This window comes from Stenotrophomonas sp. YJH_SMC_106-19, from assembly GCF_059368375.1.
Window position 1 is genome coordinate 328949 of sequence record NZ_JCAFRQ010000001.1, and the last position, 26419, is coordinate 355367.

A 26419-nucleotide genomic window follows, 5' to 3' on the forward strand; every position below is an offset into this window, starting at 1 on the left:
TGGAAATCTGTCCCTGACGGTCCACGCACGGACCGGCAATGACAGTGCGGGACAAGGGCTCAGCCCTGTTCTGACGGTGCCAGCGCGCGGATGGACAGCGCGTGGATGTCGGTCTCCATCATCGCGCCCAACGCCGCGTATACCGCGCGGTGGCGGGCCAGCGGGCCGAGGCCGGTAAAGCGCTCGCTGACCACATGCACGTTGAAATGGCCACGGCCATCGCGCGCGCCAGCGTGGCCGGCATGACGATGACTGTCGTCCTCGATCTCGAGCACGCTCGGGGCCAGCGCCTGCTGCAGCGCATCACGGATTCGCTCGATCCGGTCCGCGTTCACGGCAGCACCTGGCGGAAGGGCCGCACCTGCACCCTTACGTAGACACCTGCGGCCACATAGGGGTCCGCATTGGCCCAGGCCTGCGCCTCCGGCAGCGACCCGAAGCGGGCGATCACCACCGAACCACTGAACCCCACCGGGCCTGGATCTTCGCTGTCGATCGCCGGACAAGGGCCGGCCAGCAGCAGTCTCCCTTCATCACGCAGCGCGTGCAGCCGCGCCAGGTGTTCCGGCCGGGCCTGCAGCCGTTGCGTCAGCACGTCCTGGCCGTCATAGCCTTCAATCACATACCACACCGGCATTTCCTCGCTCGCGTTGTCGGGTCCGCCGATTCTAGCCAAAGCCCCCTCGCCCTGGCCGCAGCTGGACACTGGCGCGGCAAAGGCTTACCCTAGAGTCCATTGCACGTGGCTGGATGCAGCAACCCGTCGGTTTTTGCGGCCAACGCAGCCCCCGACGACCGACCTGCCGCTTCCGGGCAGGCCACGTAGACGACCTCCCCGTAGTCCCGTCGCTGCCGTCTCCTGCGGCGCGTCCTGCTGTTTGATATGTGTGGAATCGCGCCGAGACAGGCGCGCCTGGTGCCTTGGGGCCCGCGGTGCACGCGCGGCGCCGGGTGCCGCGACTGGTCCGTTGCAATCCTGATGTCCATTAGATGACTTCCGAACTCGCGCTCGACGCGAACCCGCCAACCCGGCCGCCCGCCCCCCAGCAGCAGGAAATGCCGCTGGCCGTCGTGCATGGGCAACCGGTCCTGCAGATCCCGCAGGACCTGTACATCCCGCCGGACGCACTGGAAGTCATCCTGGATGCCTTCGAAGGTCCGCTGGACCTGCTGCTGTACCTGATCCGCCGGCAGAACCTGGACGTGCTGGACATCCCCGTGGCCGAGATCACCCGGCAGTACGTGGAGTACATCACCGTGATGCGCGAGCTGCGCTTCGAACTGGCGGCCGAGTATCTGGTGATGGCAGCGATCCTGGCCGAGGTGAAGTCGCGCATGCTGCTGCCGCGCCCGGTCAGCGACGAAGGCGATGAAGCCGATCCGCGCGCCGAACTGGTGCGCCGGCTGCAGGAGTACGAACGTTTCAAGCAGGCGGCGGAGGACATCGATGCCCTGCCCCGCCAGGACCGGGACACCACGGTGGCCCATGCCTTCATGCCCGAACGCGCCACGGTGAAACTGCCGCCGCCGGTGGACCTGAAGGAGATGCTGCTGGCACTGCACGATGTGCTCAAGCGCGCCGAGCTGTTCAGCGGCCACGCGATCAAGCGCGAGGCGCTGAGCGTGAGGCAGCGCATGGGCGAAGTGCTCGGCCGCATGGAAGACGGCAGGTTCTACCGTTTTGAAAGCCTGTTCACTGCTGAAGAAGGCAAGCTGGGCGTGCTGGTTACCTTCCTGGCCGTGCTGGAACTGGCCAAGGAGCAACTGCTGGACATCGTCCAGGAGGAACCGCTGGCGGCGATCTACGTGAAGTCGCTGGCGGCCGGCAACACCAATGCCCCGCTGCAGTTCAGCAGCGAGTTCGACGACAACGACGCCGCCAACGAGAACGAGTGAGCGCTGCCTGCCGATGGATCAACCGCTGATCAACCGCATTGTCGAAGGTGCCCTGCTGGCCTCCAGCCAGCCGCTGACCCTGGCCCAGCTGAAGGACCTGTTCCCGGAGGAGGAACCAGCACCGCCGGGCAGCATCGAACGTGCGCTGGAGCACCTGCGCGAAGGCTGCGAAGGCCGCGGCGTGGAACTGGTCGAGGTCGCCTCCGGCTTCCGCTACCAGGTCACCGGCGAGGTGCATGGCTGGATCAGCCGGCTGTGGACCGAACGCAAGACCCGCTACACCCGTGCCACCCTGGAAACGCTGGCGCTGATCGCCTACCGGCAACCGATCACCCGCGGCGAGATCGAGCAGGTGCGCGGCGTCGCTGTCAGCAGCAACATCATCCAGGCACTGGAAGAACGCGAATGGATCCGCGTCGTCGGCCACCGCGACGTGCCCGGCAAGCCGGCACTGTTCGGCACCACCAAGGGCTTCCTGGATTACTTCGGCCTCAAGCGCCTGGATGAGCTGCCGCCGCTGTCGGAGTTGAAGGACCTGGGCGAGCTGGAACCACAGCTGGCCCTGGACCGCGATGCACCGGCCGCCGCCAGCGCCGACGGCCCCGACGTTTCGGCCGAGCCGGACGGGGCCGCCAATGATGATGCCGGCCTGGCCGGTGGCAACACCCCGTATTCCGCCGACGCAGTCCCTGCGGCGGCCACCGATGAGCAAGCACCTTCGCCCCTCGATGATGGGCACCCCGATTCCGCGCCGGGCGAGCGCGCGGTGCCAGTGAACGAACGCGAAGACAACGCCGTCGCGACGACGACCGTGGCTGTTGACCAAGCCGATTCCGAACCAGAGGCCGACCTCGAAACCGTCGGCCGGAGCAAAACTGATGAGTGACACCCCTCGCAAGCTGTCGTTGAACAAGCTCTCGCTCAAGCGCGAAGCCACCTCCGAACAGTTCAAGTTGGAAGAACGCCTGCACAAGGTCCTGGCCCAGGCTGGCCTTGGCTCGCGCCGCGCGCTGGAACAGCGCATCGCCGAAGGCCTGGTCAAGGTCAACGGTGAAGTTGCGCAGACCGGCATGTCGGTCAAGAGCGGCGACAAGATCGAACTGGACGGCCGCGGCTTCGTCGCCACGGCGCTGTCCGAACCCTCGCGCGTGCTGGTCTACAACAAGCCGGAAGGCGAAGTGACCACCCGCGAAGACCCCGAAGGCCGTCCGACCGTGTTCGAATCGCTGCCGCCGCTGAAGGGCGCGCGCTGGATCGCGATCGGTCGTCTCGACATCAACACCACCGGCCTGCTGCTGGCGACCACCGACGGTGAACTGGCCAACGCGATGATGCACCCGTCCTTCGAGGTCGAGCGCGAGTACGTGGTCCGCGTGCGTGCACCGGAAGGCCAGGAAAAGGTGGCCGATGCCATCGTCGACCGCCTTGCCCGTGGCGTCGCGCTGGAAGACGGCCCGGCCAAGTTCGACGAGATCGAACGCATCGGCGGTACCGATTCGCACGACTGGTTCCGCGTCGTGGTCAAGGAAGGCCGCAACCGCGAAGTGCGCCGCCTGTGGGAATCGCAGGGCTGCCAGGTCAGTCGCCTCAAGCGCACCCGCTACGGCCGGGTCAGCCTGCCGCGCGAACTGGCCCGTGGCCAGTCGGTCGAGCTGCCGAGCGCCCAGGTCGAAGCGCTGCGTGCTGAACTGAAGCTGGAAGAAGGCGCTCCGTCGGCCCTCACCCTGCAGCCGGTGATCGGCCAGCGCCGCGCCGCCAAGACCACCGTGCGCGTGCGTGAAGGTGGCCGTGGCAACGCCTACGTCAATGGCCACAGCACGGCCGACGAAGGGCGCGAACTGCGCCGTTTCGACACCCTGCGCGAAGACCGTGGCCGTGGACGCAACAGCAAGGGGGGCGGCTTCAAGGGCGGCCTCACGGTCAGCGGCGAGGCCGCGGCCAAGCAGTCGCAGAAGCCGTTCAAGCAGCGCAAGCCGAAGAATGACCGTTCGCTGCCGGAAGGCAATCCGGCTGCGTTCCGCACCTGGTACGTGCCCGATGGCGTCAGCACCGGCCCGAGCGGCCACCGCAACGCCGGTCCGGGCGCGCGTGGTCCGGGCGGCGGCCAGGGCCGTCCTTATGGCAAGCCGAAGGGTCCGGCCGCCGCAGGCGGCCAGGGTCGCGGCGGCGCCGGTGGCCAGGGCCGTCCCGGCGCGGGCAACCGCAGCCAGGGCGCGCAGGGCAACAAGCATCCGTACGGGCATCCGGGCAACGCCCCGAGCTTCCCGTCCGACCACGCCAACCCGGGCTTCAATCCGTATGGAAGCCCGAAGCCGGCGCAGGGTGCCCGTCCGGGCGGCCGCGGTCCCGGCGGCGGCAACCGTGGCCCGGGTGGCCCCGGTGGCAATCGCGGCCCCGGCGGTCCGGGGGGCAACCGCGGTGCGGGCGGCCCCGGCGGCAATCGTGGCCCGGGTGGCCCCCGTCGCGGCGGCCCGCGCGGCGGCTGATCGGCAGCACGCCTGACATGAAAAACCCCGGCATTGGCCGGGGTTTTTCGTTATCGGGTGCCGCTGCGACGGGAACCGGTCAACGTCGGCTGATGGTGAAGGCCGCGCCGTCCACACCCAGGTCCCAGCCCTTGCCGGTACCGGACAGCGCCAGCGAGATGTCGCCCTTGGTCATCACCTGCGCATTGCTGGATTTCACCGCACCGGCATGAGCCCCGACCGACGCGTAGGTACCGAGCAGTTCATCCACGCTGACGGCGCCGGTGAAGCTGCCGCGCCCGTCGGTGATCTTCGATTTGCCAACGGTCAGGCCACCGCCCTTCATCTGGATGCGCACCGGCAGACTGGCACCGTTGCTGCAGCTGACGGTGCCGGTGCCCGAGGCCGTCTTGTAGATCAGCGACCAGCCGGACAGGTTGTAGCGCAGGTGGCAGTCGAGGTTGCCACCGGCATGCGCGGCCGGAGCCAGGGAGGTGGCGGCCAGCGCCAGCAGCAGGGCAAGGGACTTGTTCATCGGCAGGACTTCCACAGCGTTCGGACTGCCGGCGAATCTAGCAGCGCGCGCGTGCAGGGTGAATGCAGGCGCGCACGGTGATGCGGGCAGCGTTCAGCCCTTCGTTCAGGCCTGCACGTCCAGATGGAAAGCATCGGCATCGAGCATCGCCGGGAAGCGCGCACGGTGCAGCGCCAGCGCGTCGGCCGAGATGGTGGTGGTCACCACCTGCTCGCGCTCGCGGATCTCCACCTGCGGCTGGCCGAGGAAATCCAGCACGGCGCTGTCGCCGGCATAGTGCAGCTGGTTGCCGTCCACGCCGACACGGTTGACCGCAGCGACGAAGCACAGGTTCTCGATCGCACGTGCGCGCAGCAGCGTCTTCCACGCGTAGGCACGCGCCGAGGGCCAGTTGGCAACGAAGATCTGCAGATCGAAATCCAGCTGTTCGGGCCGTTCCACGTTGTAGCGGTTGCGGCAGAACACCGGGAACCGCAGGTCGTAGCAGACCTGCGGATTGATGCGCCAGCCCTTCCATTCCACGCAGAGCCGGTCGCGGCCGGCGGCATAGCGCTCGTGCTCGCCGCCATAGCGGAACAGGTGGCGCTTGTCGTAGTACTGCAGTCCACCGTCGGGGGTCGCGAACAGCAGCCGGTTGTACACGCCCGCGCCGTCACGCAGCTGCACACTGCCGACCACTGCCGCGTTCAAGGCCCTGGCCTGTTCACGCACCCACGCCACGGTCGGGCCATCCATGCCTTCAGCCTGGGCGATGGCCTCGTTGGAGAAGCCACTGGTGAAGGTCTCCGGCAGGATCACCAGATCTGTGGTGCCGGCGAGCGGCGCCAGCAGCGCGCCATAGTAGGTGCGGTTGCCGGCCGGGTCGTGCCAGCGGGTGTCGCCCTGGACGAGGGAAATGCGCAGATCCTGCATGGTCGTCACTCCGCTCACAGCAGGCGCAGGCGTTCGATCGCCGCGTCCAGGGTCGCCTCGTTCTTGGCGAAGCACAGCCGTACCAGGCGCTGGCCGGCCGGTGCGGTTTCGTAGAACGGCGACAGCGGGATGGCGGTGACGCCCTTCTCGACGGTCAGCCACTTCACGAACTCATGGTCGGGCAGATCGCTGATGGCCGAGTAATCGACCAGCTGGAAGTAGCCGCCCGGCACCGGCAGCGGCTTCAGCCGCGTACCGGCCAGCTGCTCGCGGAAGCGGTCACGCTTGGCCTGGTAGAACGCGCCCAGTTCCAGGTGGTGCTCCGGTTCGTCGCGGATCATCGCGGCAAAGCCATACTGGGCCGGGCCGAAGCTGGTGAAGGTGTTGTACTGGTGCACCTTGCGGAATTCCGCGGTCAGCAGCGGCGGCGCCACCGCATAACCGATCTTCCAGCCGGTGCAGTGGTAGGTCTTGCCGAAGCTGGAGATGACGAAGGTCCGCTCGCGCAGTTCCGGGTAGCGCAGCACCGATTCGTGGCGGCGGCCATCGTAGATGATGTGCTCGTACACCTCATCGGAAATCAGGTAGATCTGCGTGCCACGCAGCACGTCGGCCAGCGCCTGCATGTCGGCCTCGTCCAGCATCGCACCGGAGGGGTTGTGCGGGGTGTTGACCATCAGCATGCGGGTGCGCGGCGTGATGGCCGCACGCACGCGGTCCCAGTCCACGGCGAACGTCTGCGGGTCCAGCGGCACGTGCACGGCGGTTGCGCCGGCCAGCTCGATGGCCGGCTCGTAGCAGTCATATGCGGGGTCCAGCACGATCACCTCCTCGCCGGCACGCACCACGGCGTGGATGGCGTTGAAGATGGCCTCGGTCGCGCCGCTGGTGACGGTGATTTCGGTGTCCGGGTCGACCTGGGCGCCATAAAGGTCCAGTGACTTCTGCGCGATGGCCTGGCGCAGCGGCGCCACACCGGTCATCGGCGGATACTGGTTCAGGCCGGCCGCCATCGCCTTGGCGGTTTCGTCGATCAGGCGCTGCGGCGCGGGAAAATCCGGAAACCCCTGGCCCAGATTGACTGCACCGTGCTCGGCAGCGAGCTGGGACATGACGGTGAAGATGGTGGTACCGACCTTGGGCAGCTTGGTGGTGGGTTGCATCGGCCTGGGCTAATGGGAACAAGGGCTGGAAGTGTACGAAATCCGGACCCGGCCTGCGGCGCGGGCCGGTCGTGACGGGTCATGCCGGGCGGCTGTTTGCACATGCCCTTTCAGCGGGATACCGCGCTTGACGCTCGCCGGGCGTGGCCCGGCGCTACCGGGCGGATTTCATCGCTACAATTGCCGCCGCACTCCGGCATGAAGATCCCTGCCCCTTGGACACCCCTGCATTGCTGGCCGCCAGCGGCCTGAGCTTCTCGCGCAATGACGCGCCCGTGTTCGGCCCGCTGGACTTCCACGTGGATGCTGGCGAGGCGCTGCTCGTGCAGGGCGGCAACGGCGCCGGCAAGACCACCCTGCTGCGCGTGCTCGCCGGCCTTGCGCGACCCGGCGCCGGCCAGGTGCGGATCGACGGCAGGCCCGCCAGCAACGCCGAACGGGCGCGCTACGTCGCCTATCTCAGCCATCTTCCCGCGCTGAAGCCGGACCTGGACACACTGGAGAACCTGCACTTCCTGTGCGGCCTGCACGGGCGCCGGGCGCGGCAGATGCCGGGCAATGCACTGGCCATCGTCGGCCTGGCCGGGTATGAGGACACCCTGGTGAGGCACCTGTCGGCCGGACAGAAGCGGCGGCTGGCGCTGGCCCGCATCTGGCTCTCGCCCGCCCCGCTGTGGCTGCTCGACGAGCCCTACGCCAACCTCGATCTGGAGGGCATCACCCTGGTCAACCGGATGATTTCGGCACACCTGCGTGCAGGTGGCGCCGCCCTGGTCACCACCCATGGGGCCTACGCCGCACCACCGGTGCGTACCCGCCAGCTCGACCTCGGCGGTGCCGCATGATCGCCCCGGGTACCGAACCGGGCCTGTGGCAGACCGCGCGCGCCCTAGTCAGGCGTGACCTGCGCCTGCTCTGGCGCCGCCGCGGCGATGCGTTGCAGCCGCTGCTGTTCGCCCTGCTGGTAGTGGTGCTGTTCGCACTGGCACAGGGACGCGATCCACAGCCGCTGGCGGCGACCGCTGGTGCAGTGCTGTGGCTGGCGGTGCTGCTGGCCGGGCAGCTTGCGCTGGATTCGCTGTTCCGCTCCGACGCCGAGGATGGCTCGCTGGAGCAATGGCTGCTGGCACCGGTGCCACTGGCGTGGCTGGTGCTGGTGCGGGTGCTGCTGCACTGGGCCACCACGGCCCTGCCACTGATCGTACTGAGCCCGCTGCTGGCGGAAATGCTGCATCTGCCGCATGACCAGCTGCCGATGTTGCTGGCATCGTTGCTGCTGGGAACACCGTTGCTGAGCCTGATCGGTGGTGTGGTCGCTGCACTGACCGTGGGCATCCGGCGCTCTGGTATTCTCGTGGCGTTGCTGTCGTTGCCGTTGTACGTACCGGTGCTGGTCTTCGGTGCAGGCAGCCTGGCTGCAGCCAGCCGTGGACAGGATCCGGTCGGCGCGCTGCTGATGCTGGGTGCCGGCCTGCTGGTGGCACTGGTGCTGGCACCGCTGGCGACTGCCGCTGCGATTCGTATTTCTCTGAGTTGATCGAGCTGAGAGCCAATCCACCCCTGCTGGATAGCCGTCACGCATGAATCCGATTGTCCGCTGGTTCCACCAACTCGGTTCTCCGCCCACGTTCGATCGTTTCGCCGCCCGCTGGTCGCGGGTGTTCTACCTCGCGGCCGTGCCGGTCCTGCTTGTCGGAATCTGGCAGGCATTGCTGGTGGTGCCGCCGGAAGCCCGGCAGCTGGACAGTTTCCGCATCCTCTACATCCATGTGCCCAGCGCCTGGATGAGCCTGTTCGTATTCGCGCTGATGGCGCTGTACGCCGCCATTGCCCTGATCTGGCGGATCAAGGTCTGCGAGATCCTGGCGATGGCGTGCGCGCCGATGGGCGCGGGGTTCACGCTGATCACCCTGCTCACCGGCAGCATCTGGGGCAAGGGCACGTGGGGGACCTGGTGGGACTGGGACCCGCGCATGACCAGCGAACTGGTGCTGCTGTTCCTGTATCTGGGCGTGATCGGCCTGTACCACGCCATCGAGGACCGCCGCAGTGCCGCCCGTGCGGCCGGCCTGCTGGCCATCGTCGGCGTCAGCCTGCTGCCGGTGATCCGCTATTCCGTGGACTGGTGGGGTGGGTTGCACCAGCGCCAGTCGATCAATGTGTTCGGTGAATCGGCCATCGACAGTGCGATGATCGCCCCCCTGTGGTGGATGGTGATCGGTACCAAGTTCTGGTTCGCCGGCTCGCTGCTGGCCAAGGCGCGCGCCGACAATCTCGACCGCGAGGCCGGCAAGGCCTGGGTCGGTGGCCGCATCGACGCCGCGCAGGCTGCTGCGGAGAACCCGCAATGAGCCACCTGCCCTACGTGATCGGTGCGTACGCGGTGTTCGTGCTGGTGCTCTGCGCCGACGCGCTCGGTTCCTGGCTGCGCCTGCGCGCCGCCCGGCGCATGGCACAGGCCCGGCAGCAGCGGCAGCAGGCACGTGCCAGCGCTCAGGATGTCCCACCGTCGCTGTCCACGGAGCTGGAACGATGACACCGGTCCAACGCCGCCGCCTGGCCTGGGTCCTGCTGGCCCTGCTCGCTTCCGGCCTGGCCACCGCGCTGGTGGCGATGGCACTGGAGCGCAACATTGCTTACCTGTACACGCCCTCCGAAGTGCTGCGTGGCGACGTCGAGCCGCAATCTCGGTTCCGCCTCGGCGGCATGGTGGTGAAGGGTTCCTTCAACCGCCCGCCCGGCTCGCTGGAAGCCCACTTCCTGGTCACCGATGGCGATGCCCAGCTGGCGGTGACGACCTCGCGCATCCTGCCGGACATGTTCGCCGAAGGCACGGCCGTGGTCGCCAGCGGCCGCCTGCAGGAGGGCGCGCTGCAGAACGCCGTGTTCGTCGCCGACGAAGTGCTGGCCAAGCACGACGAGCAGTACGTGCCGAAGGAAGTGGCCGACAAGATGGGCCAGGCCCATCTCAAGCACGACGTGCCGGTGACGGCACCCGAGGTCCGCTGAGTGCTGCCCGAACTGGGTCAGATCCTGCTGCTGTGCGCACTGCTGGCGTCGCTGCTTCTGGCCGGCCTGCCGCTGGCCGGCGCCCATCGCGGCAACGCGGCGTGGATGGCGGTGGCACGGCCGGCCGCTTACGCGCAGCTGCTGCTGGTGGCCGGTGCATTCGCGGTGCTGACCGCCACCTTCGTGCAGCAGGACTTCTCGGTGCGCTACGTGGCCGAGAACTCCAACTCGCTGCTGCCACTCATCTACCGCTACTCGGCGGTGTGGGGCGCGCACGAAGGCTCGCTGCTGATGTGGGCGCTGGTGCTGGCACTGTGGACCGGCGCGGTCGCACTGTTCTCACGGCACCTGCCCCGGCACGTGCAGGCGCGCGTGCTGGCGGTGATGGGCATCGTCAGCGTGGGCTTCCTCGCCTTCCTGATCTTCACCTCCAACCCGTTCCTGCGCTTGAACCCGGCCCCGCTGGAGGGCCGTGACCTCAATCCGCTGCTGCAGGATCCGGGACTGATCATCCACCCGCCGATGCTGTACCTGGGCTACGTGGGTTTCGCGGTGCCGTTCGCCTTCGCCGTGGCCGCGCTGCTGGAGGGACGCGTGGACGCACGCTGGCTGCGCTGGACGCGGCCATGGACCAATGTCGCCTGGGCGTTCCTGACCCTGGGCATCGCCCTGGGCAGCTGGTGGGCCTACTACGAACTGGGCTGGGGCGGCTGGTGGTTCTGGGATCCGGTCGAGAACGCCAGCTTCATGCCATGGCTGGTCGGCGCCGCACTGATCCACTCCCAAGCGGTCACCGAGAAGCGCGGCACCTTCGGCAGCTGGACCCTGCTGCTGGCGATCGCCGCATTCGCGCTGTCGCTGCTGGGCACGTTCCTGGTGCGCTCCGGCGTGCTGACCAGCGTGCACTCGTTCGCCGCCGATCCTTCGCGGGGCCTGTTCATCCTCGTGTTCCTGTCACTGCTGGTGGGTGGAAGCCTGCTGCTGTACGCGCTGCGCGCGGGCCAGCTGAGCATCGACGCCGATGATGCCCGCCGCGGCTTCACCGCAACCTCGCGCGAAACGCTGCTGCTGGCCAACAACCTGCTGCTGGCCACCGCCTGCGCGATGGTCCTGCTCGGCACGCTGTACCCGCTGCTGGCCGATGCGCTGGCGCTGGGCAAGATTTCGGTCGGCCCACCCTACTTCGGCAGCCTGTTCCTGCTGTTGATGGCGCCGTTGGTGCTGCTGCTGCCCTTCGGCCCGCTGGTGAAATGGCAGCGCGACCAGCCTTCGCGCGCGATGGCCCTGCTCGCCCCCTGGTTCGGCCTGGCGGTACTGCTCGGTGCGCTGGCCTGGTGGCAGGCGCCGCAGAACGGATGGAAAGCCGGCATCGGCGTCGCCGCGGCGGCCTGGGTCGCGCTGGGCACCGCCCGCTTCGTCTGGCAGCGGTTGCGTGGCAATGGCCGCTTTACTGCCGAAATGCTCGGCATGATCGTTGCCCATGCCGGCGTCGCCGTGTTTCTGGCGGGCGCGTTGCTGGTGGAAGCGCTGAACGTGCAGCGCGAAGTGGCGCTGGCACCGGGCCAGCAGATCGTGGTCGGCGGTCACGAAGTGCGCTTCGAAGGCGTGGATCACCGCGAGGGCCCCAACTTCATTGCCGACCGCGGTCATCTGCGGGTGTTCCGCGACGGCCGCGAACTGGCCCTGCTGCATCCGGAGAAACGGCAGTACGCCAGCGGTGGCCAGGTGATGACCGAGGCCGGCATCGATGCGCGCATCGGCGGTGATGTCTACGTGGCATTGGGTGAGCCGCTGGGCAACAATGCATGGGCGGTCCGCGTCCACATCAAACCGTTCGTGCGCTGGATCTGGCTGGGCGCGCTGCTGATGGCCCTGGGTGGATTCATCACCGCCGCTGACCGCCGCTTCCGTCGTCCGTAGGAGTTTCCATGTCCGAGTCCCCCGCCCCGCGCCCCTCCCGCCCGCTGCCGCCGGTCGCCATCGTTATCGGCGTGCTGTTCTTCTTCGGCCTGCTCGGGTTGATGATCTACGGCGTGATGAAGTCGGGCGACCCGCAGCGCGACGTGCTGCCTTCGGCCCTCATCGACAAGCCCGCCCCCGCCTTCGCGCTGCCGGTGCTGCACGATCCGCAGATGATCGTGCGCAGCGAAGAACTGCGCGGTGCGCCCTATCTGCTGAACGTCTGGGGCAGCTGGTGCGCGGCCTGCCGCGAGGAACACCCGGTACTGACCCGTTTCGCCGAGAGCAAGCGCGTGCGCGTGATCGGCTACAACTGGAAAGACGACCCCACCGATGCCCTGCACTGGCTGGAACAGCTGGGCAATCCGTTCATGGTCGTGCTCAGCGACATCGAAGGCCGTACCGCGATCGACTGGGGCGTAACGGCCGCGCCGGAGACCTTCCTCGTCGACGGCAGCGGCATCGTGCGCTGGAAGTACAGCGGAGCGATGACGCAGAAGGTGGTCGACGAGAAGCTGATCCCGGCGCTGGAGAAGATCGAGAAGGCTCAGAACGATGCGGCCGGTTCGCAGCGCGTTGCTCCGTAGCGGCCTGCGCGGGCTGCTGGTACTGCTGCTGGCCGGGTCGTTGCCCGGCCTGGCGCAGCAACCACTGCATGACCCAAAGCCGCTGCAGTTCCGTGATGCAGCGGAGGAGCGTCGTTTCCACGACCTCGCCGCGCAGCTGCGCTGCGTGCAGTGCCAGAACCAGTCGCTGGCCGATTCCAACGCCCAGATCGCCCAGGACCTGCGCCGGGAGGTACTGCAGCTGATGCAGCAGGGCCATGACGATACGCAGATCAAGCGCTTCCTCGTCGCCCGCTATGGCGACTTCGTGCTTTACCAGCCCCCACTGCAGCCGGGCACCTGGTTGCTGTGGGGTGGTCCGCTGCTGGTACTGGGCGCCGGCGCGCTGGTGGTGGTGGGCATCGTCCGCCGTCGTGCCCGCACCGTGGCCGCCGCACCGCCGACATCGGCCGACGTGGGAGAGGACTGGTGAACGATTGGCTGCTTTTCGCGGCTGCCGCCAGCGCTGCGCTCACTGCGCTGCTGGTGTTGTGGCCGCTGCGGCGGCAAGGCCGCACCGGCTTCGTCGTCGCCGTGGCTGCCGTGGGCATCGCCGGCGCCTGCCTGTACCAGCTGGTGGGGAACCCGCAGGCGGCACGGGTGCAGCCGGCGCCATCGGTGGCGACCCTGCGCGAGGGCGTGCAGGCCCTGCAGGGCGCGCTGCAGCGCGATCCACAACGTGCCGATGGCTGGGCCCTGCTCGGCCGCTCGCAGAGCGAACTGGGCAACGCCGCCGCGGCTGCCGAAGCCTTCGCACGCGCGGTGGCACTGGCACCGGACGACCCGGGCGTGCTGGTGGAAGCGGCGCAGGCGCGCGCCCAGGCCGATGCCGGAAAGCAGTTCGACGACACCGCTGTATCGTGGCTGCAGCGGGCGCGCACGCTGGCGCCCGAAGCCGAACGGGCCAGCTGGCTGCTCGGCATCGCCCTGCGCCAGCGCGGCCGCAACAACGAAGCCGCCGATGTCTGGAGCGGCCTGCTGCCGCACCTGGAACCGGGTGCCGCGCAGGCGCTGCAGGCACAGATCGCCATTGCCCGCGAAGCGGCCGCACAGGCGCATGATCCGGCCCCGGCGACCTCGCCTGCACTGCTGCAGGTGCGTGTGCAGCTGCCCACCTCCGTGCAGCATGCGCAATGGCCCGCGGGCGCGCAGATTTTCGTGCTGGCACGTGCGGTCGGCGGCCCGCCGATGCCGGTCGCGGTGCGCAAGCTGCCTCTGGCTGGTTTTCCCGGCACGGTCGGACTTGGCGACGGCGACAGTCCAATGCCCACCGCCCCCCTGTCAGCGCATCGCGAGGTGGAAGTGCTGGCGCGGATCTCGCGCAGTGGCAGTGCCAATCGCGGCGACGGTGACCTGCAGAGCCTGCCGGTAAAGGTGACCCTGCCGCATGAGGACGTGGTGGAACTGCGGTTTCCGTAGCACCGCATCGCTGCGCTCGCCGGGCACGGCCCGGCGCTACCTGTGCGCTTGCCATCGGTAGCGCCGGGCCCTGCCCGACAGAGGGTTGGCGTGCGACATTCGCCCGCTGATGGAAACCAGCGTGTCGCCAGCTCCACATGTGGCCCCGCTAGAATGCCCGCATGACCGAATTCATTCCGCCCGGCACCCGCTTCCATGCCCTGCCTTCGCCCTTCCCGTTCAAGCGCGGCGGCGCCCTGCACGGTGCGCGCGTGGCCTACGAGACCTGGGGCACGCTGGCTGCCGATGGGGGCAACGCGATCCTGATCGTCACCGGCCTGTCGCCGGACGCACATGCCGCCGGCAACGCAGGCAATCCCGCACCGGGCTGGTGGGAGGCGATGCTCGGGCCGGGCAAGCCGATCAATACCGACCGCTGGTTCGTGGTCTGCGTGAACTCGCTGGGCAGCTGCAAGGGCTCGACAGGACCGGCATCGATCAATCCGGCGACCGGCGAACCGTACCGACTCGACTTTCCCGAACTGTCGATCGAAGACGGCGCACGCGCCGCCGTCGAGGTGGTGCGTGCGCTGGGTATCGAACGGCTGGCCTGCGTGATCGGCAACTCGATGGGCGGCATGACCGCGCTGGCGGTGCTGATGCTGCATCCGGGAATCGCGCGCAGCCACATCAACATTTCCGGCAGTGCGCAGGCGCTGCCGTTCTCCATCGCCATCCGATCGCTGCAGCGGGAAGCGATCCGTCTCGATCCACGCTGGAACAGTGGCCGCTACGACGACACCCAGTACCCTGAATCCGGCATGCGCATGGCGCGCAAGCTGGGGGTGATCACCTACCGCTCGGCGCTGGAATGGGACGGCCGCTTCGGTCGCGTGCGCCTGGATTCGGACCAGGCCGACGACGATCCGTTCGGCCTGGAGTTCCAGGTCGAAAGTTATCTCGAAGGCCACGCGCGCCGCTTCGTGCGCTTCTTCGATCCGAACTGCTATCTGTACCTGAGCCGCTCGATGGACTGGTTCGACCTGGCCGAGTATGCCGATGGCGATGTCATGGCTGGACTGGCCAGGATCCGTGTGGACAAGGCGCTGGCCATCGGTGCCAACACCGACATCCTGTTCCCGGTGCAGCAGCAGCAGCAGGTGGCCGATGGCCTGCGCGCCGGCGGCGCCGATGCACGCTTCATTGGACTGGACTCGCCGCAGGGCCATGATGCCTTCCTGGTCGATTTCGATCGGTTCGGCCCGGCTGTTCGCAGCTTCCTCGACACGCTCTAGTGGGATGGCGGCGTCATCTCGCGCTGGCCGCCTTCGGCGCGCTGGTCGCACTGACGATCAGCGGCGTTCTGCCCCTGTGGCTGGGCGGCTGGTGCCTGCTGGCCAGTGCCGTGTCGTTTGGCCTGTATGGCCATGACAAGCGCGCCGCACAACGCAACCACCGGCGCATTCCGGAACGGACACTCCAGCTGCTGGCCTTCGCCGGCGGCTGGCCCGGCGCATTGCTGGGCCAGGCGACGTTCCGCCACAAGCATCGCAAAGCCGCGTTCCAGTGGGTGTTCGGGTTGTGCGTGCTGGCCAATGTGGCCTCGATCGCCGTGATGCTGCGCGAATTTTCCTGATGAGGCGCGCCGCTCACGCCTCGCGGATCAGCACGCCATCGCGCAACCGGTACTGCGCGTCGACCACGGCATCGGGCAGGTCGTCATGGGTGATCATCAACAGGCTGCGACCGTCCAGCAGGCCGGCCAGATCCTGCAGCAGCGCATGGGCCGTGTCCACGTCCAGGCCTTCGGTCGGTTCGTCCAGCAACAGGATCGGCGCGTTGCGCAACAGCGCGCGGGCCAGCGCCAGGCGTCGCGCCTGACCCGCGGACATCGTCGCACCGTTCTCGCCAACCCAGGCCAGCAGGCCACCATTGCGCTCGGCCCACTCGCCCAGCCGCACCCTGTGCAACACGGCCCACAGTGCAGCATCGTCGGCATCAGGATCCCCCAGGCGCAGGTTCTCCGCCACGCTGCCGGCGAACACCGGGGCGTTCTGCGGCAGCCAGGCCAGCTGCCGATGCCAATCGGCCTGGGCGAAATCACGCAGGTCCCGCCCGCCATAGGTCAGCCGGCCCTGCTGCGGATCCCACAGGCGCAGCAGCAGGCTGGACAACGTGGTCTTGCCGCAGCCACTGTCGCCACGGATCGCGATGCGCTCGCCGGGCGCCAACGTCAGCTGCAGCCCGCGCAGCACCGGGCGTACCGCCCCCGGCCACTGGAAGTGGACGTCATCCCATTGCACGCGTGCGTGCACCGGAACCGGCTGCGGTGCCAGCGGTTCGTCCACGGCCGGCGGCTGCTCGACGATGGACTGCAGGCGATCGGCCGAGATGCGACCGGACTGCAACGACTGCCATGCCAGGCCCATCCCCGCCCACAGCTCGATCAGCGCCACCGTCAGGAACACCAGTCCGGCTGCCATTTCAGCGGCGATGCGCTGCTGCTCGGCCGCATGCAGGGCCAGTGCCAGCATGGCCACCAGGCCAAGTCCGGCCACGCTGCCGTGCAGTGTCGACGCGGCGATCAGGCGCCAGCGGCGACGGCGATCACGCGCAGCCAACTGCTTGGCGGCCACCCGCACCTTCAGCTGCCACGCCGCATCGGCATGCAGCGCCGCCAGATCGCCAGCGCCTTCCAGTCCTTCAAACGCGGCAGTGCGCAGTGCGGCTCGATGCGCGGCGCGATCCGCTTCCTCGCCATCGCGGCCACGCACGCCCAGCCACGGCACACCGAAGGCAATCAGCGCGGCCAGCACCGCCAGCAGCACCGCTGCGGACGGCAGGATCATCGCCGCCGACAGCACGGCCGCCGTCGACAGGGCACCCAGCGCGACCAGCGGGCCCAGCGCGCGGACCAGCAGGCCGTCCACTTCACCGATATCACCTAGCAGGCGCGCGAGCAGCTCGCCGGTGCGGGTGGCACCCAGCCGCGCGGGCGCCAGTGGCAGGGCGCGCCGGAAGAACCATACCCGCAGGTCGCGGGCGATGCGCAACGTGGCATCGTGGCCAACCAGCTTCTCGAAATAGCGGGAAACGATGCGTGCCATGGTCAGGCCACGGATGCCGGCCGAAGGCGAAAAGAAGTTGAAGCCCTGGCCGAGACCGGCCGCACCGGCCAGCGCCGCTGCGGTCAGGAAGCCACCGGACAGGCCAAGCAGGGCGGTACCTGCCAGCATCGTGGTCCACAGCAGCAGCATGGTCAGCAGCAGACGCGGCCGCTGCTGCAGGAACACCGCACGCAGCGTGTAGGGCGAGCGGCTCATGCGTGCACCGCCTGCGCCGGCTCGACCAGACGTCCTTCCGGCAGCAGCAGGCAGCGATCAGCCCAGGCGATCACGGCCGGGCTGTGGGTGGCAACCACCACGCTGCGACCGCGCGCGTAGGCGGCAAGACTGCGCAGCAGCGCGGCCTCGGTATCTGCATCGAGGAAGGCGGTCGGCTCATCCAGCAACAGCACCTGCGGGTCGCGCAGCAGCAGGCGGGCCAGGCCGATGCGTCGTGCCTCGCCTCCGGACAGGCCGAAGCCGCGTTCACCGATGATCGTATCCAGCCCCTGCGGCAGCCCCTGCGCGAACGTGAGCACCTGCGCTGCCTCGGCCACCGCGCGCAATCGTGCATCACTGGCGCCAGGATCGGCCAGCCGCAGGTTGTCGGCGATGCTGCCGTGGAACAGATAGGGGCGCTGGCTGGCATAGGCCACCTGCACGCCGGGGCGCAGCATCAGCCTGCCCTCGCGCGGCGGCAGCCAGCCGGCCAGTGCCTCCAGCAGCGTGCTCTTGCCGCTGCCGCTGGCACCCACCAGTGCCAGTCGCTGGCCTGGCTCCAGCAGCACATCCACGCCCTGCAGCACATCCTGCGACGCGCCCAGCGGGCGCAGCACCAGGCCCTGCGCCTGCAGCGGCGGCAGTGCGGCCTCGGCCGGCTCCACTGCCAGCGGCACGACCTCGTTCTCGATCAGTCCCTGCTCATCCGGCAACGACTGCAGCAGGCGCTCCACTTCGGCTGCCGCGGCCAGCGCGTTGGCACGATCGTGATAATGCGCGGCCAGCCGTCGCAGCGGTGCATAGAATTCCGGTGCCAGCAGCAGGCAGAACAGGCCTGCGCCCAACGTCGGCACGGCCGCATGCAGCGACATCATGCCCAGATAGCTCAAGCCCAGGTACAGCGCAACCATCGCCACGCTGACGGAAGCGAAGAACTCCAGCACCGTGGACGACAGGAACGCGATCCGCAGCACTTTCATCGTGCGCAGCCGCACGCCCTCGGCAGCGGCTTCTATGCCCGCCAGCTCAGCCTCGCCCCGTCCGTACACGCGCAGCAGGCCCAGGCCCTTGATACGGTCGGCGAAATGGCCGCTCATGCGCGCCAGCTCACCCAGCTGCGCGCGACCTGCCGCTTCGGCGCCCCACCCCACCAGCATCATGAAGAACGGCACCAGCGGCGCCGTGAACAGCAGGATCAGCGCCACCACCCAATCCACCCAGGCCACCGCGGCCAGGATCAGCACGGGCACCACCACCACTTCAGTGCGCACCGGCAGGAAACCACTGTAATAATTCTCGATCGCATCACCATGATGCAGCAGCAGCTCGCCCAGCTCGCCGGTGCGGCGCTGCCGCAGCCACAGCGGCCCGTGGCCGAGCAGGCGCGCGAACACGCGCTCGCGCAGGGCCAGGCGGGCAGTGTCGGCAACATCGCCGGCGGCAGCCTGGGTCGCGCTGCCCAATGCCGTGCGCAGCAACAGGATCAGCGCCAGTGCGGCCAGCACCGGCAGGCCCGAGGACAGCGGCGCCTGCTCCACCAGCACCTGCTGCACCAGCCAGGCGATGGCGGCGGCCTGGCCGATCAGCAGCGCGCCGGACAGGCTGATGCATACGGCCGCCAGGCGCTGGCGGCCCCGTGCCCCCCGCGCAAGGTCGGCCAGCCACGCGGTGCGGGCACGCCGCTGCCGGTTCGTCTCGGCTTCCGGCGAAAGGACGGTCGGTTCGGCAGCGCTCAAAGGGTCTTCACAGGGAGTGGAGGATGGATGGCATTGTAGGCACAGGCAACAGCCTCCCCCTGCGGCCAGGGGTCGCAGTTTTCACAGGGCCCGCATACGATCTCTTCGCGTACCTGTTCATACATTGATCTGGATCAAGGCTGTCTGAAGTAGTCGGTCACATCATTCACGTCGTAGACCACCCTTCCCGCCACCTGCAACGGCACTATCCAACGAGGTAGCCAGGCCATGATTGATCAGACAGTCGTAGAACTGTCGCGGCTGCAATTCGCGCTGACCGCGATGTACCACTTCCTATTCGTACCACTCACCCTGGGCCTGTCGTTCATGGTCGCCATCATGGAGAGTGTCTACGTGATGACCGGCAAGGAGATCTGGCGCCGGATGACCCTGTTCTGGGGCGTGCTGTTCGGCATCAACTTCGCCATGGGCGTGGCCACCGGCATCGTCATGGAATTCCAGTTCGGCATGAACTGGTCGTACTACAGCCATTATGTGGGTGACATCTTCGGTGCGCCGCTGGCGATCGAAGGGCTGATGGCCTTCTTCCTGGAAGCCACCTTCGTCGGCCTGTTCTTCTTCGGCTGGAACCGCCTGAGCAAGGTCAAGCACCTGACGGTCACCTGGCTGATGGCGCTGGGCACCAACCTGTCGGCGGTGTGGATCCTGATCGCCAACGGCTGGATGCAGAACCCCACCGGCGCGGTGTTCAACCCGGAAACCATGCGCATGGAAGTGGTCGATTTCATGGCCGTGGTGTTCAACCCGGTGGCGCAGGCCAAGTTCGTGCATACCGTCAGCGCCGGCTACGTGACCGGCGCGGTGTTCGTGATGTCGATCAGTGCCCTGTTCCTGCTGCGCAACAAGCACAAGGACCTGGCCCGCCGTTCGTTCGCGGTGGCCGCTGCGTTCGGCCTGCTGTCATCGCTGTCGGTGGTGGTGCTGGGCGATGAGAGTGGCTACGCCGCCAGCGAGCACCAGAAGATGAAGCTGGCCGCGATCGAGGCGATGTGGGAGACCGAGCGTGCCCCGGCGGACTTCACCGCCTTCGGCATTCCCAACCAGCAGACGCACCAGAACGACTATGCGGTGAAGATCCCATACCTGATGGGCCTGATCGCCACCCGTTCGCTGGACCAGCCGATCCCGGGCATCCTGGAACTGGTGGAGCGCGCCGAGCACCGCGTACGCGGCGGCCAGCTCGCCTACGGTGCGCTGGAGCGCCTGCGCGCCAACAAGAACGACGTCGAAGCCCGTGAGATGTTCGACCGCCACTGGCAGGATCTGGGCCATGGGCTGCTGCTCAAGCGCTACCGCGAGGACATCCTCAACGCCACCCCCGAGCAGATCTCGCAGGCGGCAATGGATACCGTGCCGCGCGTGATGCCGCTGTTCTGGACCTTCCGCGTGATGGCGGGCCTGGGCTTCTATCTGATCGCCTTCTTCGCATTGGCCTTCTACTACTCGTGCCGCAACAACTTCCAGGACAAGCGCTGGTTCCTCACGCTGGCCCTGTGGACGCTGCCGGCACCGTGGATCGCGATCGAATGCGGCTGGTTCGTGGCCGAGTACGGCCGTCAGCCCTGGGCGGTTGATGGCGTGCTGCCGACGTTCTACGCGGCATCGGGCCTGGCCCTGCACCAGATCGTGCTGACCCTGGCCGGCTTCACCGCGATCTACACCGCACTGATCGTGGTCGAGATCAAGCTGATGCTCAAGGCGATCCGCAAGGGTCCGGACGAGGTGCTGCCGTCGCTGCAGTCGCCCCGCCCGCATGCTTCCCACAATGCCGCAGCGCCGGCCGCCGGCCAGGCCTGAGGCAGGAGAAAACCAAGATGGATTTCATTCTTCTGGACTACACCACGCTGCGCGTGATCTGGTGGCTGCTGCTCGGCATCCTGCTGATCGGCTTCGCGGTGATGGATGGTTTCGACCTGGGAGTGGGCACGCTGCTGCCTTTCGTGGCCCGCACCGACGCCGAGCGCCGGCTGGTGATCAACACCATCGGCCCGGTATGGGAAGGCAACCAGGTGTGGCTGATCCTGGGTGGTGGTGCGATCTTCGCCGCCTGGCCGCCGCTGTACGCGGTCAGCTTCTCAGGCTTCTACCTGGCGATGTTCGTCATCCTGTTTGCCCTGATCCTGCGCCCGGTCGGCTTCAAGTTCCGCAGCAAGATGCCGGGCGAGCGCTGGCGCAACACCTGGGACTGGGCGCTGTTCATCGGCGGCTTCATCCCTGCGCTGATCATGGGCGTGGCGGTGGGCAACGTCCTGCTGGGCGTGCCGTTCCACTTCGATGACAGCATGCGCATCTTCTACACCGGCTCGTTCTTCGGGCTGCTGATGCCGTTCGCGCTGCTGGCCGGCCTGCTCAGCGTTTCCATGCTGGTGGCCCACGGTGCGGCGATGCTGGTGATCAAGACCGATGGCCCGGTGGCTGACCGCTCGGCACGCTTTGGCAGCATTGCCGCGCTGATCGCCTTCGCACTGTTCGCGGTGGGGGGAGCCTGGGTGGCCTTCGGCCTGCCGGGCTACCAGATCACCTCGCAGGTGATCACCGACGGCGCCACCAACCCGCTGCTGAAGAGCGCCGAGCTGGGCGCGGCCGGCGGCTGGATGCGCAACTACAGCACCATGCCGGCGACCCTGCTGGCGCCGCTGGTCGGCCTGCTTGGCCTGCTCGCCAGCGCGGTGCTGCTGCGTGCCCGTCGCGGCGGCCTGGCCTTCATCGCCTCCGGCGCAGCCATCGCCGGCATCATCCTGACCGTCGGCTTCGCGATCTTCCCGTTCCTGCTGCCGTCCTCCAGCCAGCCCACCTCCAGCCTGACCGTGTGGGATGCCTCGTCCAGCCATCTGACCCTGTGGATCATGCTGCTGGCCACGGTGGTGTTCCTGCCGATCATCCTCGCTTACACCACCTGGGTGTACCGCGTGCTCAAGGGCAAGACCACCAGCGATGAAATGGGCAGCAACCCCAACGCCTACTGATCCCCTGCCTCCCAAGGAGAACCGAACATGTGGTATTTCGCCTGGATCCTCGGCGCCGGCCTCGCCTCGACGGTCGCCATCCTCAACGGCATGTGGTTCGAAGCCCGCGAACAGAACCGCATCGACACCGAGAATCGTCGCTGAAATGTAAAAAAACCTTGCCGCCCAGGCCTTCACACGGTATCTTAGGCGGCTCCTTCGGGGTGTAGCTCAGTCTGGTAGAGCGCTACGTTCGGGACGTAGAGGTCGCAGGTTCGAATCCTGTCTCCCCGACCACTTCGGTGGTCGCATTGAAGCCTGGTGAAGTCGTCCAGGCTTTTTTGTTCCCTGAAGAGCCGCTGCCCCGGCAGCGTGAAGGAAACGGCGTTCACCCCTTGCCGCCATCGGGGTGAATGGCTAGAATAGGCGGCTCCCTTCGGGGTGTAGCTCAGTCTGGTAGAGCGCTACGTTCGGGACGTAGAGGTCGCAGGTTCGAATCCTGTCTCCCCGACCACTCCGGTGGTCACCAAGAAGCCTGGAAGACGCCATCGTCCTCCGGGTTTTTTTGTGTCTGCCGTCCAGCGACCCGCCGGACGCAACGCCGGAGAGGCGCGCCGCAGCGCGCCGGAAGGTGCCGATAGCGACAGATTGCGCCGACGGGACCTCGCCTCGCCAGCCACGTACAATGATGTCCACTCCCCCACCTGCCGCGTTGGCGTAGACCGATGCCGGCGCTGCACGCCACTGTGGCGGCGTGCGACACCTGCAAGGACCACCATGAGCTCCTCCTCATCCGAATCGCCGTCGCTGCTGCACGGCCGCGTTCTGGCATTCGCCGCCATCCTGCTGGCGGCGGTCAACCTGCGCACTGCCGTCACCTCGATCACCCCGCTGCTGGACGTACTGGGCCAGCAGTTCGGATTCGGCACCACCATGACCGGCGTACTGGGCATGCTGCCGACCGCCTCGTTCGCGCTGTTCGGCGTGGCCACGCCGGCCGTGGCCCGGCGCCTGGGCCTGGAGCGCACCACCCTGCTGGCGATGATCCTGGCCACGGCAGGCCTGCTGCTGCGCTCCAGCGCCGGCAACGTCGGCACCCTGTTGCTGGGCGCGGTCGTCGCGCTGGCTGGAATGGGCATCGGCAACGTGGTGGTGCCGCCGCTGGTGAAGCGCTATTTCGCCAACAAGGTCGGCACCATGAGCACGCTCTACATCAGCGTGCTGCAGCTGGGCACCATGCTGCCGGCACTGCTGGCGGTGCCGGTGGCCAGCGCGGCCGGCTGGCGCGTATCGCTGGGCATGTGGGCATTGCTGGCATTGGCCGCCGCGCTGCCGTGGCTGGTACTGGCCAGGCGCGCGCCGAAGCCGCAGGCCGACGCTGCCGATCCCACCGCGCAGCCTCACGGCAAGGTCTGGCGCACCTCGTTGGGCTGGAGCATGACGCTGATGTTCGGCATGACATCGTTGATGACCTATTCGATGTTCACCTGGCTGCCGCGCATCGTGGTCGAAGCCGGCGCCACACCTGCGTTCGGTGGGGTGATGGTGGCGGTGTTCTCGGCGCTGGGCCTGTTGCCGTCGCTGGTCATTCCGTCGATGGCGGTGCGCCTGCAGAATCCGTTCCCGCTGGTCCTGATCGGCTATTCGTCATTCGTGATCGCCTTTGCCGGCCTGCTGCTGGCCCCCATGAAGGCGCCGCTGCTGTGGGCCTGCCTGCTCGGCGTGGGCCCCTCGACCTTCCCGCTGGCGCTGACCCTGATCAACCTGCGCACGCGTACCCCGACCGGTTCCGCCGCGCTGTCCGGCTTCATGCAGGGCGTGGGTTACAGCTTCAGCTGCCTGGGTCCGTTCCTGGTCGGTTGGCTGCATACCGTCAGCAACGGCTGGACGCTGCCGTTCGGCTTCCTGTTCGGCTGCGCCACGCTGATGCTGTGCGCATCGTGGGTGGCCTGCAAGCCGCGAAAGCTGGAAGACCTCTGGTAAAACGGCTCGCCGCCGGCGCAGGCCTGGCGGCTGCCGGGTCAGACCCGCGTCTGACCCTCGCCGCGGACCACGAAGCGCTCGACCGTCAGTGCCTCCAGCCCCATCGGACCATAGGCATGCAGGCGCGTGGTGGAGATGCCGATCTCGCTGCCCAGCCCAAGCTGGCCGCCGTCCGAAAAGCGCGAGGACGCGTTGACCATCACCACCGCCGAGCGCAGCGCATTGACGAACCGCTCGGCATTGACGGCATCGGTGGTCGCGATCACTTCGGTGTGATCGGAGGTGTAGCGGCGGATATGCGCGATTGCCGCATCGAGATCATCGACGACGCGCACGGCCAACACCAGATCGAGGAATTCGGCTGCGTAGTCCTCGTCGGTCGCCTCGGTGCTGCCCGGCAGCAACGGACGCGCGCGGGCATCCGCGCGCAGTTGTACGCCCCGTTCGCCAAGCGACTGCGCCACGCGTGGCAGGAACTCCGCCGCCACGCGCTGATGCACCAGCAGCGTCTCCAGTGAATTGCATGCGGCCGGCCGGCTGCACTTGCCATCGACCAGCAGACCGATGGCCTGGTCGAGATCGGCGCTGGCATCCACGAACAGATGGCAGACGCCCTTGTAGTGCTTGATCACCGGCACGCGCGCGTGTTCGGCGACAAAGCGGATCAGGCCTTCGCCGCCCCGCGGAATCGCCAGGTCGATCAGCTCGTGCAGCTGCAGCAGCTCCAGCATCGCCTCACGCCGCAGGTCGGTCAGTACAGTCACCGCTGCGGGGGGAACACCGTTGGCCTGCAACGCACCGGCCAATGCCTGGGCAATGGCGGTATTGGAATGGATCGCCTCGGAGCCCCCACGCAGGATCACGCCGTTGCCTGCCTTCAGGCACAGTGCGGCCGCTTCGGCGGTCACGTTCGGGCGCGCCTCGTAGATCATCGCGATCACGCCCAGCGGCACCCGCACTTTCTGCACGCGGATGCCGTTGGGGCGGACGTCGTCGCGGGTCACCTGCCCGACTGGATCGGGCAACGCGGCAACCTCACGCACCGCGTCGGCCATCGCCAGCAGACGCGGCGGGTCCAGTGCCAGCCGGTCCAGCATGGCACTGCCGACGCCCTTGTCGCGCGCGGCGGCCAGGTCGCGCGCATTGCCGGCCAGGATCTGGCCGGCATTCACTTCCAGTGCCTGTGCCATGGCCTGCAGCAGCGCGCGCCGCGCTTCGCTGTCGAGGCCTGCAACCGCCTGGGCCGCGTCACGGCAGGCGCGTGCCTGTGCTTGGATGTCACTCATCGGGGTGTCCTGCGGTCCGGTCATGGCAGCACCAGATCGTCACGATGGACGACGCTGCCCCCATAGTTGTAGCCCAGTACGGCCTGGATGTCGCGCGAATGGCGGCCAGCGATGCGGCGCACGTCGTCAGCCGCGTACTGGCTGACACCACGGGCAACGCAGACCCGCCCTTCGGCGGTGTTCCAGCACACCTGCACCATGTCGCCCCGGCGGAAATCACCGTCGGCACCGGTGATGCCACCGGGCAGCAGCGAGGCGCCCTTCTCACGCATCGCCTGCGCCGCGCCCGCGTCGATCACGATCGCGCCATCGGCCAGGGGGGCATGGCGCAGCCAGTGCTTGCGCGCCGCTTCACGGCTGCGTGCGGCATGGATCCGGGTGCCGAACAGGCGATCCTGCGCCAGCGCGCGCACCACCTCGCCGCTGCGGCCGTTGAACAGATAGGTTTCGATACCCAGCCGGCCGGCCTTGGCTGCGGCCTCCAGCTTGGTACGCATGCCCCCGGTGCCCGCGCGCGAGCCGGCGCCGCCGGCCATCGCCAGCACGTCCGGGCCCAGTTCCGGCACATCGTGCAGCGGCCGTGCGTCGGCCACGGTGCGCGGATCGGCGCTGTACAGGCCATCGATGTCGGTGGCGATGAACAATGCGTCGGCATCGACCAGCGCCGCCACGGTCGCGGCCAGGTTGTCGTTGTCGCCGAGCTTGAGTTCATCCACCGAGACGGTGTCGTTCTCGTTCACCACCGGCAGCGCACCCAGCCGCAGCAGTTCGGTGAGGGTGGCGCGGGCGTTGAGGTAGCGGCGGCGGTTGCGCAGGTCGTCGTGGGTCAGCAGCACCTGCGCGACCGGGCGCTCGAAGAAGCGCTGCCACAGGCCGATCAGCTGCGCCTGGCCAAGCGCAGCCAGTGCCTGCCGCGCGGCCATCGCAGCGCCCGGCGCATCGGCACGCGGCAGGATCGCGCGGCCGGCGGCGACCGCGCCCGACGAGACGATCACCACTTCGCGGCCAGCCAGCACATTGGCCGAGACGAACTGGGCCAGGCCAAGCGCGTGGCGTGGCGACAGGCCGCCTCCATCGGCAGCGAGCAGGCTGCTGCCCACCTTCAGTACGGCACGTCGCCATGGCGGCAGCGCCTGTTCGGGAAACGGCGAAGCGACGGGGGCGGCGTGCGGGGTCATGGCCG

General features: G+C 68.1%; 27 protein-coding genes and 2 tRNA genes. 20 read left to right on the plus strand and 9 right to left on the minus strand.

The genetic code is table 11. From position 1 onward, the window contains the following. Nucleotides 1-59: 59 nt before the first annotated feature. Together AC5P5M_RS01445 and AC5P5M_RS01450 are read right to left on the minus strand one after the other, a co-directional pair. Nucleotides 60-335: a BolA family protein gene (locus AC5P5M_RS01445; protein ID WP_065181947.1), complete on the minus strand. Its 276-nt coding sequence runs from the start codon at nucleotides 333-335 to the stop codon at nucleotides 60-62. Continuing rightward, complete coding sequence (locus AC5P5M_RS01450) at nucleotides 332-631, minus strand: YciI family protein (protein ID WP_495205500.1); 300 nt, start codon at nucleotides 629-631, stop codon at nucleotides 332-334. The genes AC5P5M_RS01445 and AC5P5M_RS01450 overlap by 4 nt, the downstream gene beginning before the upstream one ends. A 359-nt stretch (nucleotides 632-990) precedes the next feature. On the opposite strand from AC5P5M_RS01450, the gene AC5P5M_RS01455 reads away from it, so the two are divergent. Genes AC5P5M_RS01455 through AC5P5M_RS01465 form a run of 3 tightly spaced genes read left to right on the plus strand, consistent with a single transcriptional unit; the run spans nucleotide 991 to nucleotide 4382 of the window. Continuing rightward, nucleotides 991-1896, plus strand: coding sequence for a segregation and condensation protein A (locus tag AC5P5M_RS01455; protein ID WP_053516881.1), 906 nt, complete (start codon nucleotides 991-993; stop codon nucleotides 1894-1896). A 13-nt stretch (nucleotides 1897-1909) separates the two neighbouring features. Continuing rightward, the gene (gene scpB, locus AC5P5M_RS01460; protein ID WP_053516880.1) at nucleotides 1910-2782 is read left to right on the plus strand and encodes an SMC-Scp complex subunit ScpB; all 873 of its coding nucleotides are present in this window, start codon (nucleotides 1910-1912) and stop codon (nucleotides 2780-2782) included. Beyond that, entirely contained in the window at nucleotides 2775-4382 is a 1608-nt protein-coding gene (locus tag AC5P5M_RS01465; RefSeq protein ID WP_495205501.1) for a pseudouridine synthase, read from the plus strand. Before scpB ends, AC5P5M_RS01465 begins: the two co-directional genes overlap by 8 nt. 79 nt (nucleotides 4383-4461) lie before the next feature. Here the strand turns inward: AC5P5M_RS01465 and AC5P5M_RS01470 are convergent, their stop codons facing one another. The 3 genes from AC5P5M_RS01470 to AC5P5M_RS01480 form a co-directional block, all read right to left on the minus strand. After that, nucleotides 4462-4896, minus strand: a complete 435-nt coding sequence (locus AC5P5M_RS01470; protein WP_495205502.1) for a hypothetical protein — start codon at nucleotides 4894-4896, stop codon at nucleotides 4462-4464. Between the two features lie 105 nt (nucleotides 4897-5001). Further along, a complete protein-coding gene (locus AC5P5M_RS01475; protein ID WP_111186421.1) occupies nucleotides 5002-5808 on the minus strand; it encodes an amidohydrolase in 807 nt (268 codons plus the stop codon). A gap of 14 nt (nucleotides 5809-5822) precedes the next feature. Continuing rightward, complete coding sequence (locus AC5P5M_RS01480) at nucleotides 5823-6971, minus strand: pyridoxal phosphate-dependent aminotransferase (protein WP_495205503.1); 1149 nt, start codon at nucleotides 6969-6971, stop codon at nucleotides 5823-5825. A 143-nt stretch (nucleotides 6972-7114) separates the two neighbouring features. Between AC5P5M_RS01480 and ccmA the strand changes: the two genes are divergently transcribed. From ccmA to AC5P5M_RS01535, 11 genes are all read left to right on the plus strand, one after another. After that, nucleotides 7115-7816 carry a heme ABC exporter ATP-binding protein CcmA gene (gene ccmA, locus AC5P5M_RS01485; RefSeq protein ID WP_428992327.1) on the plus strand — a complete coding sequence of 234 codons (702 nt, stop codon included), beginning with the start codon at nucleotides 7115-7117 and terminating at the stop codon, nucleotides 7814-7816. After that, the gene (gene ccmB / locus AC5P5M_RS01490) at nucleotides 7813-8508 is read left to right on the plus strand and encodes a heme exporter protein CcmB (protein ID WP_053516872.1); all 696 of its coding nucleotides are present in this window, start codon (nucleotides 7813-7815) and stop codon (nucleotides 8506-8508) included. The genes ccmA and ccmB overlap by 4 nt, the downstream gene beginning before the upstream one ends. A gap of 43 nt (nucleotides 8509-8551) precedes the next feature. Further along, a complete protein-coding gene (gene ccmC, locus AC5P5M_RS01495) occupies nucleotides 8552-9322 on the plus strand; it encodes a heme ABC transporter permease CcmC (RefSeq protein ID WP_283220073.1) in 771 nt (256 codons plus the stop codon). Then, nucleotides 9319-9507: a heme exporter protein CcmD gene (ccmD, locus tag AC5P5M_RS01500; protein WP_053516869.1), complete on the plus strand. Its 189-nt coding sequence runs from the start codon at nucleotides 9319-9321 to the stop codon at nucleotides 9505-9507. The genes ccmC and ccmD overlap by 4 nt, the downstream gene beginning before the upstream one ends. Then, nucleotides 9504-9980: a cytochrome c maturation protein CcmE gene (gene ccmE / locus AC5P5M_RS01505; protein ID WP_111186423.1), complete on the plus strand. Its 477-nt coding sequence runs from the start codon at nucleotides 9504-9506 to the stop codon at nucleotides 9978-9980. Before ccmD ends, ccmE begins: the two co-directional genes overlap by 4 nt. Further along, entirely contained in the window at nucleotides 9981-11900 is a 1920-nt protein-coding gene (locus tag AC5P5M_RS01510) for a heme lyase CcmF/NrfE family subunit (protein ID WP_065175491.1), read from the plus strand. A gap of 8 nt (nucleotides 11901-11908) precedes the next feature. After that, nucleotides 11909-12526 carry a DsbE family thiol:disulfide interchange protein gene (locus AC5P5M_RS01515; RefSeq protein ID WP_053516864.1) on the plus strand — a complete coding sequence of 206 codons (618 nt, stop codon included), beginning with the start codon at nucleotides 11909-11911 and terminating at the stop codon, nucleotides 12524-12526. 4 nt (nucleotides 12527-12530) lie between these two features. Continuing rightward, nucleotides 12531-12977, plus strand: a complete 447-nt coding sequence (locus AC5P5M_RS01520; RefSeq protein ID WP_053516933.1) for a cytochrome c-type biogenesis protein — start codon at nucleotides 12531-12533, stop codon at nucleotides 12975-12977. Beyond that, the gene (locus AC5P5M_RS01525) at nucleotides 12971-13963 is read left to right on the plus strand and encodes a tetratricopeptide repeat protein (protein WP_481526019.1); all 993 of its coding nucleotides are present in this window, start codon (nucleotides 12971-12973) and stop codon (nucleotides 13961-13963) included. Before AC5P5M_RS01520 ends, AC5P5M_RS01525 begins: the two co-directional genes overlap by 7 nt. A 161-nt stretch (nucleotides 13964-14124) precedes the next feature. After that, nucleotides 14125-15237: a homoserine O-acetyltransferase MetX gene (metX, locus tag AC5P5M_RS01530; protein ID WP_065175493.1), complete on the plus strand. Its 1113-nt coding sequence runs from the start codon at nucleotides 14125-14127 to the stop codon at nucleotides 15235-15237. Continuing rightward, nucleotides 15237-15578, plus strand: coding sequence for a DUF1294 domain-containing protein (locus tag AC5P5M_RS01535; protein WP_065175494.1), 342 nt, complete (start codon nucleotides 15237-15239; stop codon nucleotides 15576-15578). The genes metX and AC5P5M_RS01535 overlap by 1 nt, the downstream gene beginning before the upstream one ends. A gap of 13 nt (nucleotides 15579-15591) precedes the next feature. On the opposite strand, the gene cydC is transcribed toward AC5P5M_RS01535, so the two are convergent. After that, nucleotides 15592-17265, minus strand: coding sequence for a thiol reductant ABC exporter subunit CydC (cydC, locus tag AC5P5M_RS01540; protein WP_495205504.1), 1674 nt, complete (start codon nucleotides 17263-17265; stop codon nucleotides 15592-15594). Then, complete coding sequence (gene cydD / locus AC5P5M_RS01545) at nucleotides 17262-19001, minus strand: thiol reductant ABC exporter subunit CydD (RefSeq protein ID WP_065181938.1); 1740 nt, start codon at nucleotides 18999-19001, stop codon at nucleotides 17262-17264. The genes cydC and cydD overlap by 4 nt, the downstream gene beginning before the upstream one ends. A gap of 228 nt (nucleotides 19002-19229) precedes the next feature. On the opposite strand from cydD, the gene AC5P5M_RS01550 reads away from it, so the two are divergent. From AC5P5M_RS01550 to AC5P5M_RS01575, 6 genes are all read left to right on the plus strand, one after another. Beyond that, nucleotides 19230-20819, plus strand: a complete 1590-nt coding sequence (locus tag AC5P5M_RS01550; RefSeq protein WP_053520344.1) for a cytochrome ubiquinol oxidase subunit I — start codon at nucleotides 19230-19232, stop codon at nucleotides 20817-20819. Nucleotides 20820-20836: 17 nt separating this feature from the next. Next, a complete protein-coding gene (gene cydB / locus AC5P5M_RS01555; protein ID WP_346475906.1) occupies nucleotides 20837-21988 on the plus strand; it encodes a cytochrome d ubiquinol oxidase subunit II in 1152 nt (383 codons plus the stop codon). A 27-nt stretch (nucleotides 21989-22015) separates the two neighbouring features. Beyond that, a complete protein-coding gene (gene cydX, locus AC5P5M_RS01560) occupies nucleotides 22016-22132 on the plus strand; it encodes a cytochrome bd-I oxidase subunit CydX (RefSeq protein WP_053520342.1) in 117 nt (38 codons plus the stop codon). A gap of 55 nt (nucleotides 22133-22187) precedes the next feature. Continuing rightward, nucleotides 22188-22264 (plus strand) — tRNA-Pro (locus AC5P5M_RS01565). A 140-nt stretch (nucleotides 22265-22404) separates the two neighbouring features. Then, nucleotides 22405-22481, plus strand: a tRNA-Pro gene (locus AC5P5M_RS01570). A gap of 263 nt (nucleotides 22482-22744) precedes the next feature. Continuing rightward, nucleotides 22745-23950 carry a CynX/NimT family MFS transporter gene (locus tag AC5P5M_RS01575; RefSeq protein ID WP_053519699.1) on the plus strand — a complete coding sequence of 402 codons (1206 nt, stop codon included), beginning with the start codon at nucleotides 22745-22747 and terminating at the stop codon, nucleotides 23948-23950. A gap of 38 nt (nucleotides 23951-23988) precedes the next feature. On the opposite strand, the gene AC5P5M_RS01580 is transcribed toward AC5P5M_RS01575, so the two are convergent. Both AC5P5M_RS01580 and proB read right to left on the minus strand, forming a co-directional pair. Then, a complete protein-coding gene (locus tag AC5P5M_RS01580) occupies nucleotides 23989-25260 on the minus strand; it encodes a glutamate-5-semialdehyde dehydrogenase (protein WP_476340986.1) in 1272 nt (423 codons plus the stop codon). Next, on the minus strand, nucleotides 25257-26414 hold the full coding sequence (proB, locus tag AC5P5M_RS01585) for a glutamate 5-kinase (protein ID WP_053519697.1): 1158 nt from the start codon (nucleotides 26412-26414) through the stop codon (nucleotides 25257-25259). The genes AC5P5M_RS01580 and proB overlap by 4 nt, the downstream gene beginning before the upstream one ends. Nucleotides 26415-26419 lie beyond the last annotated feature (5 nt).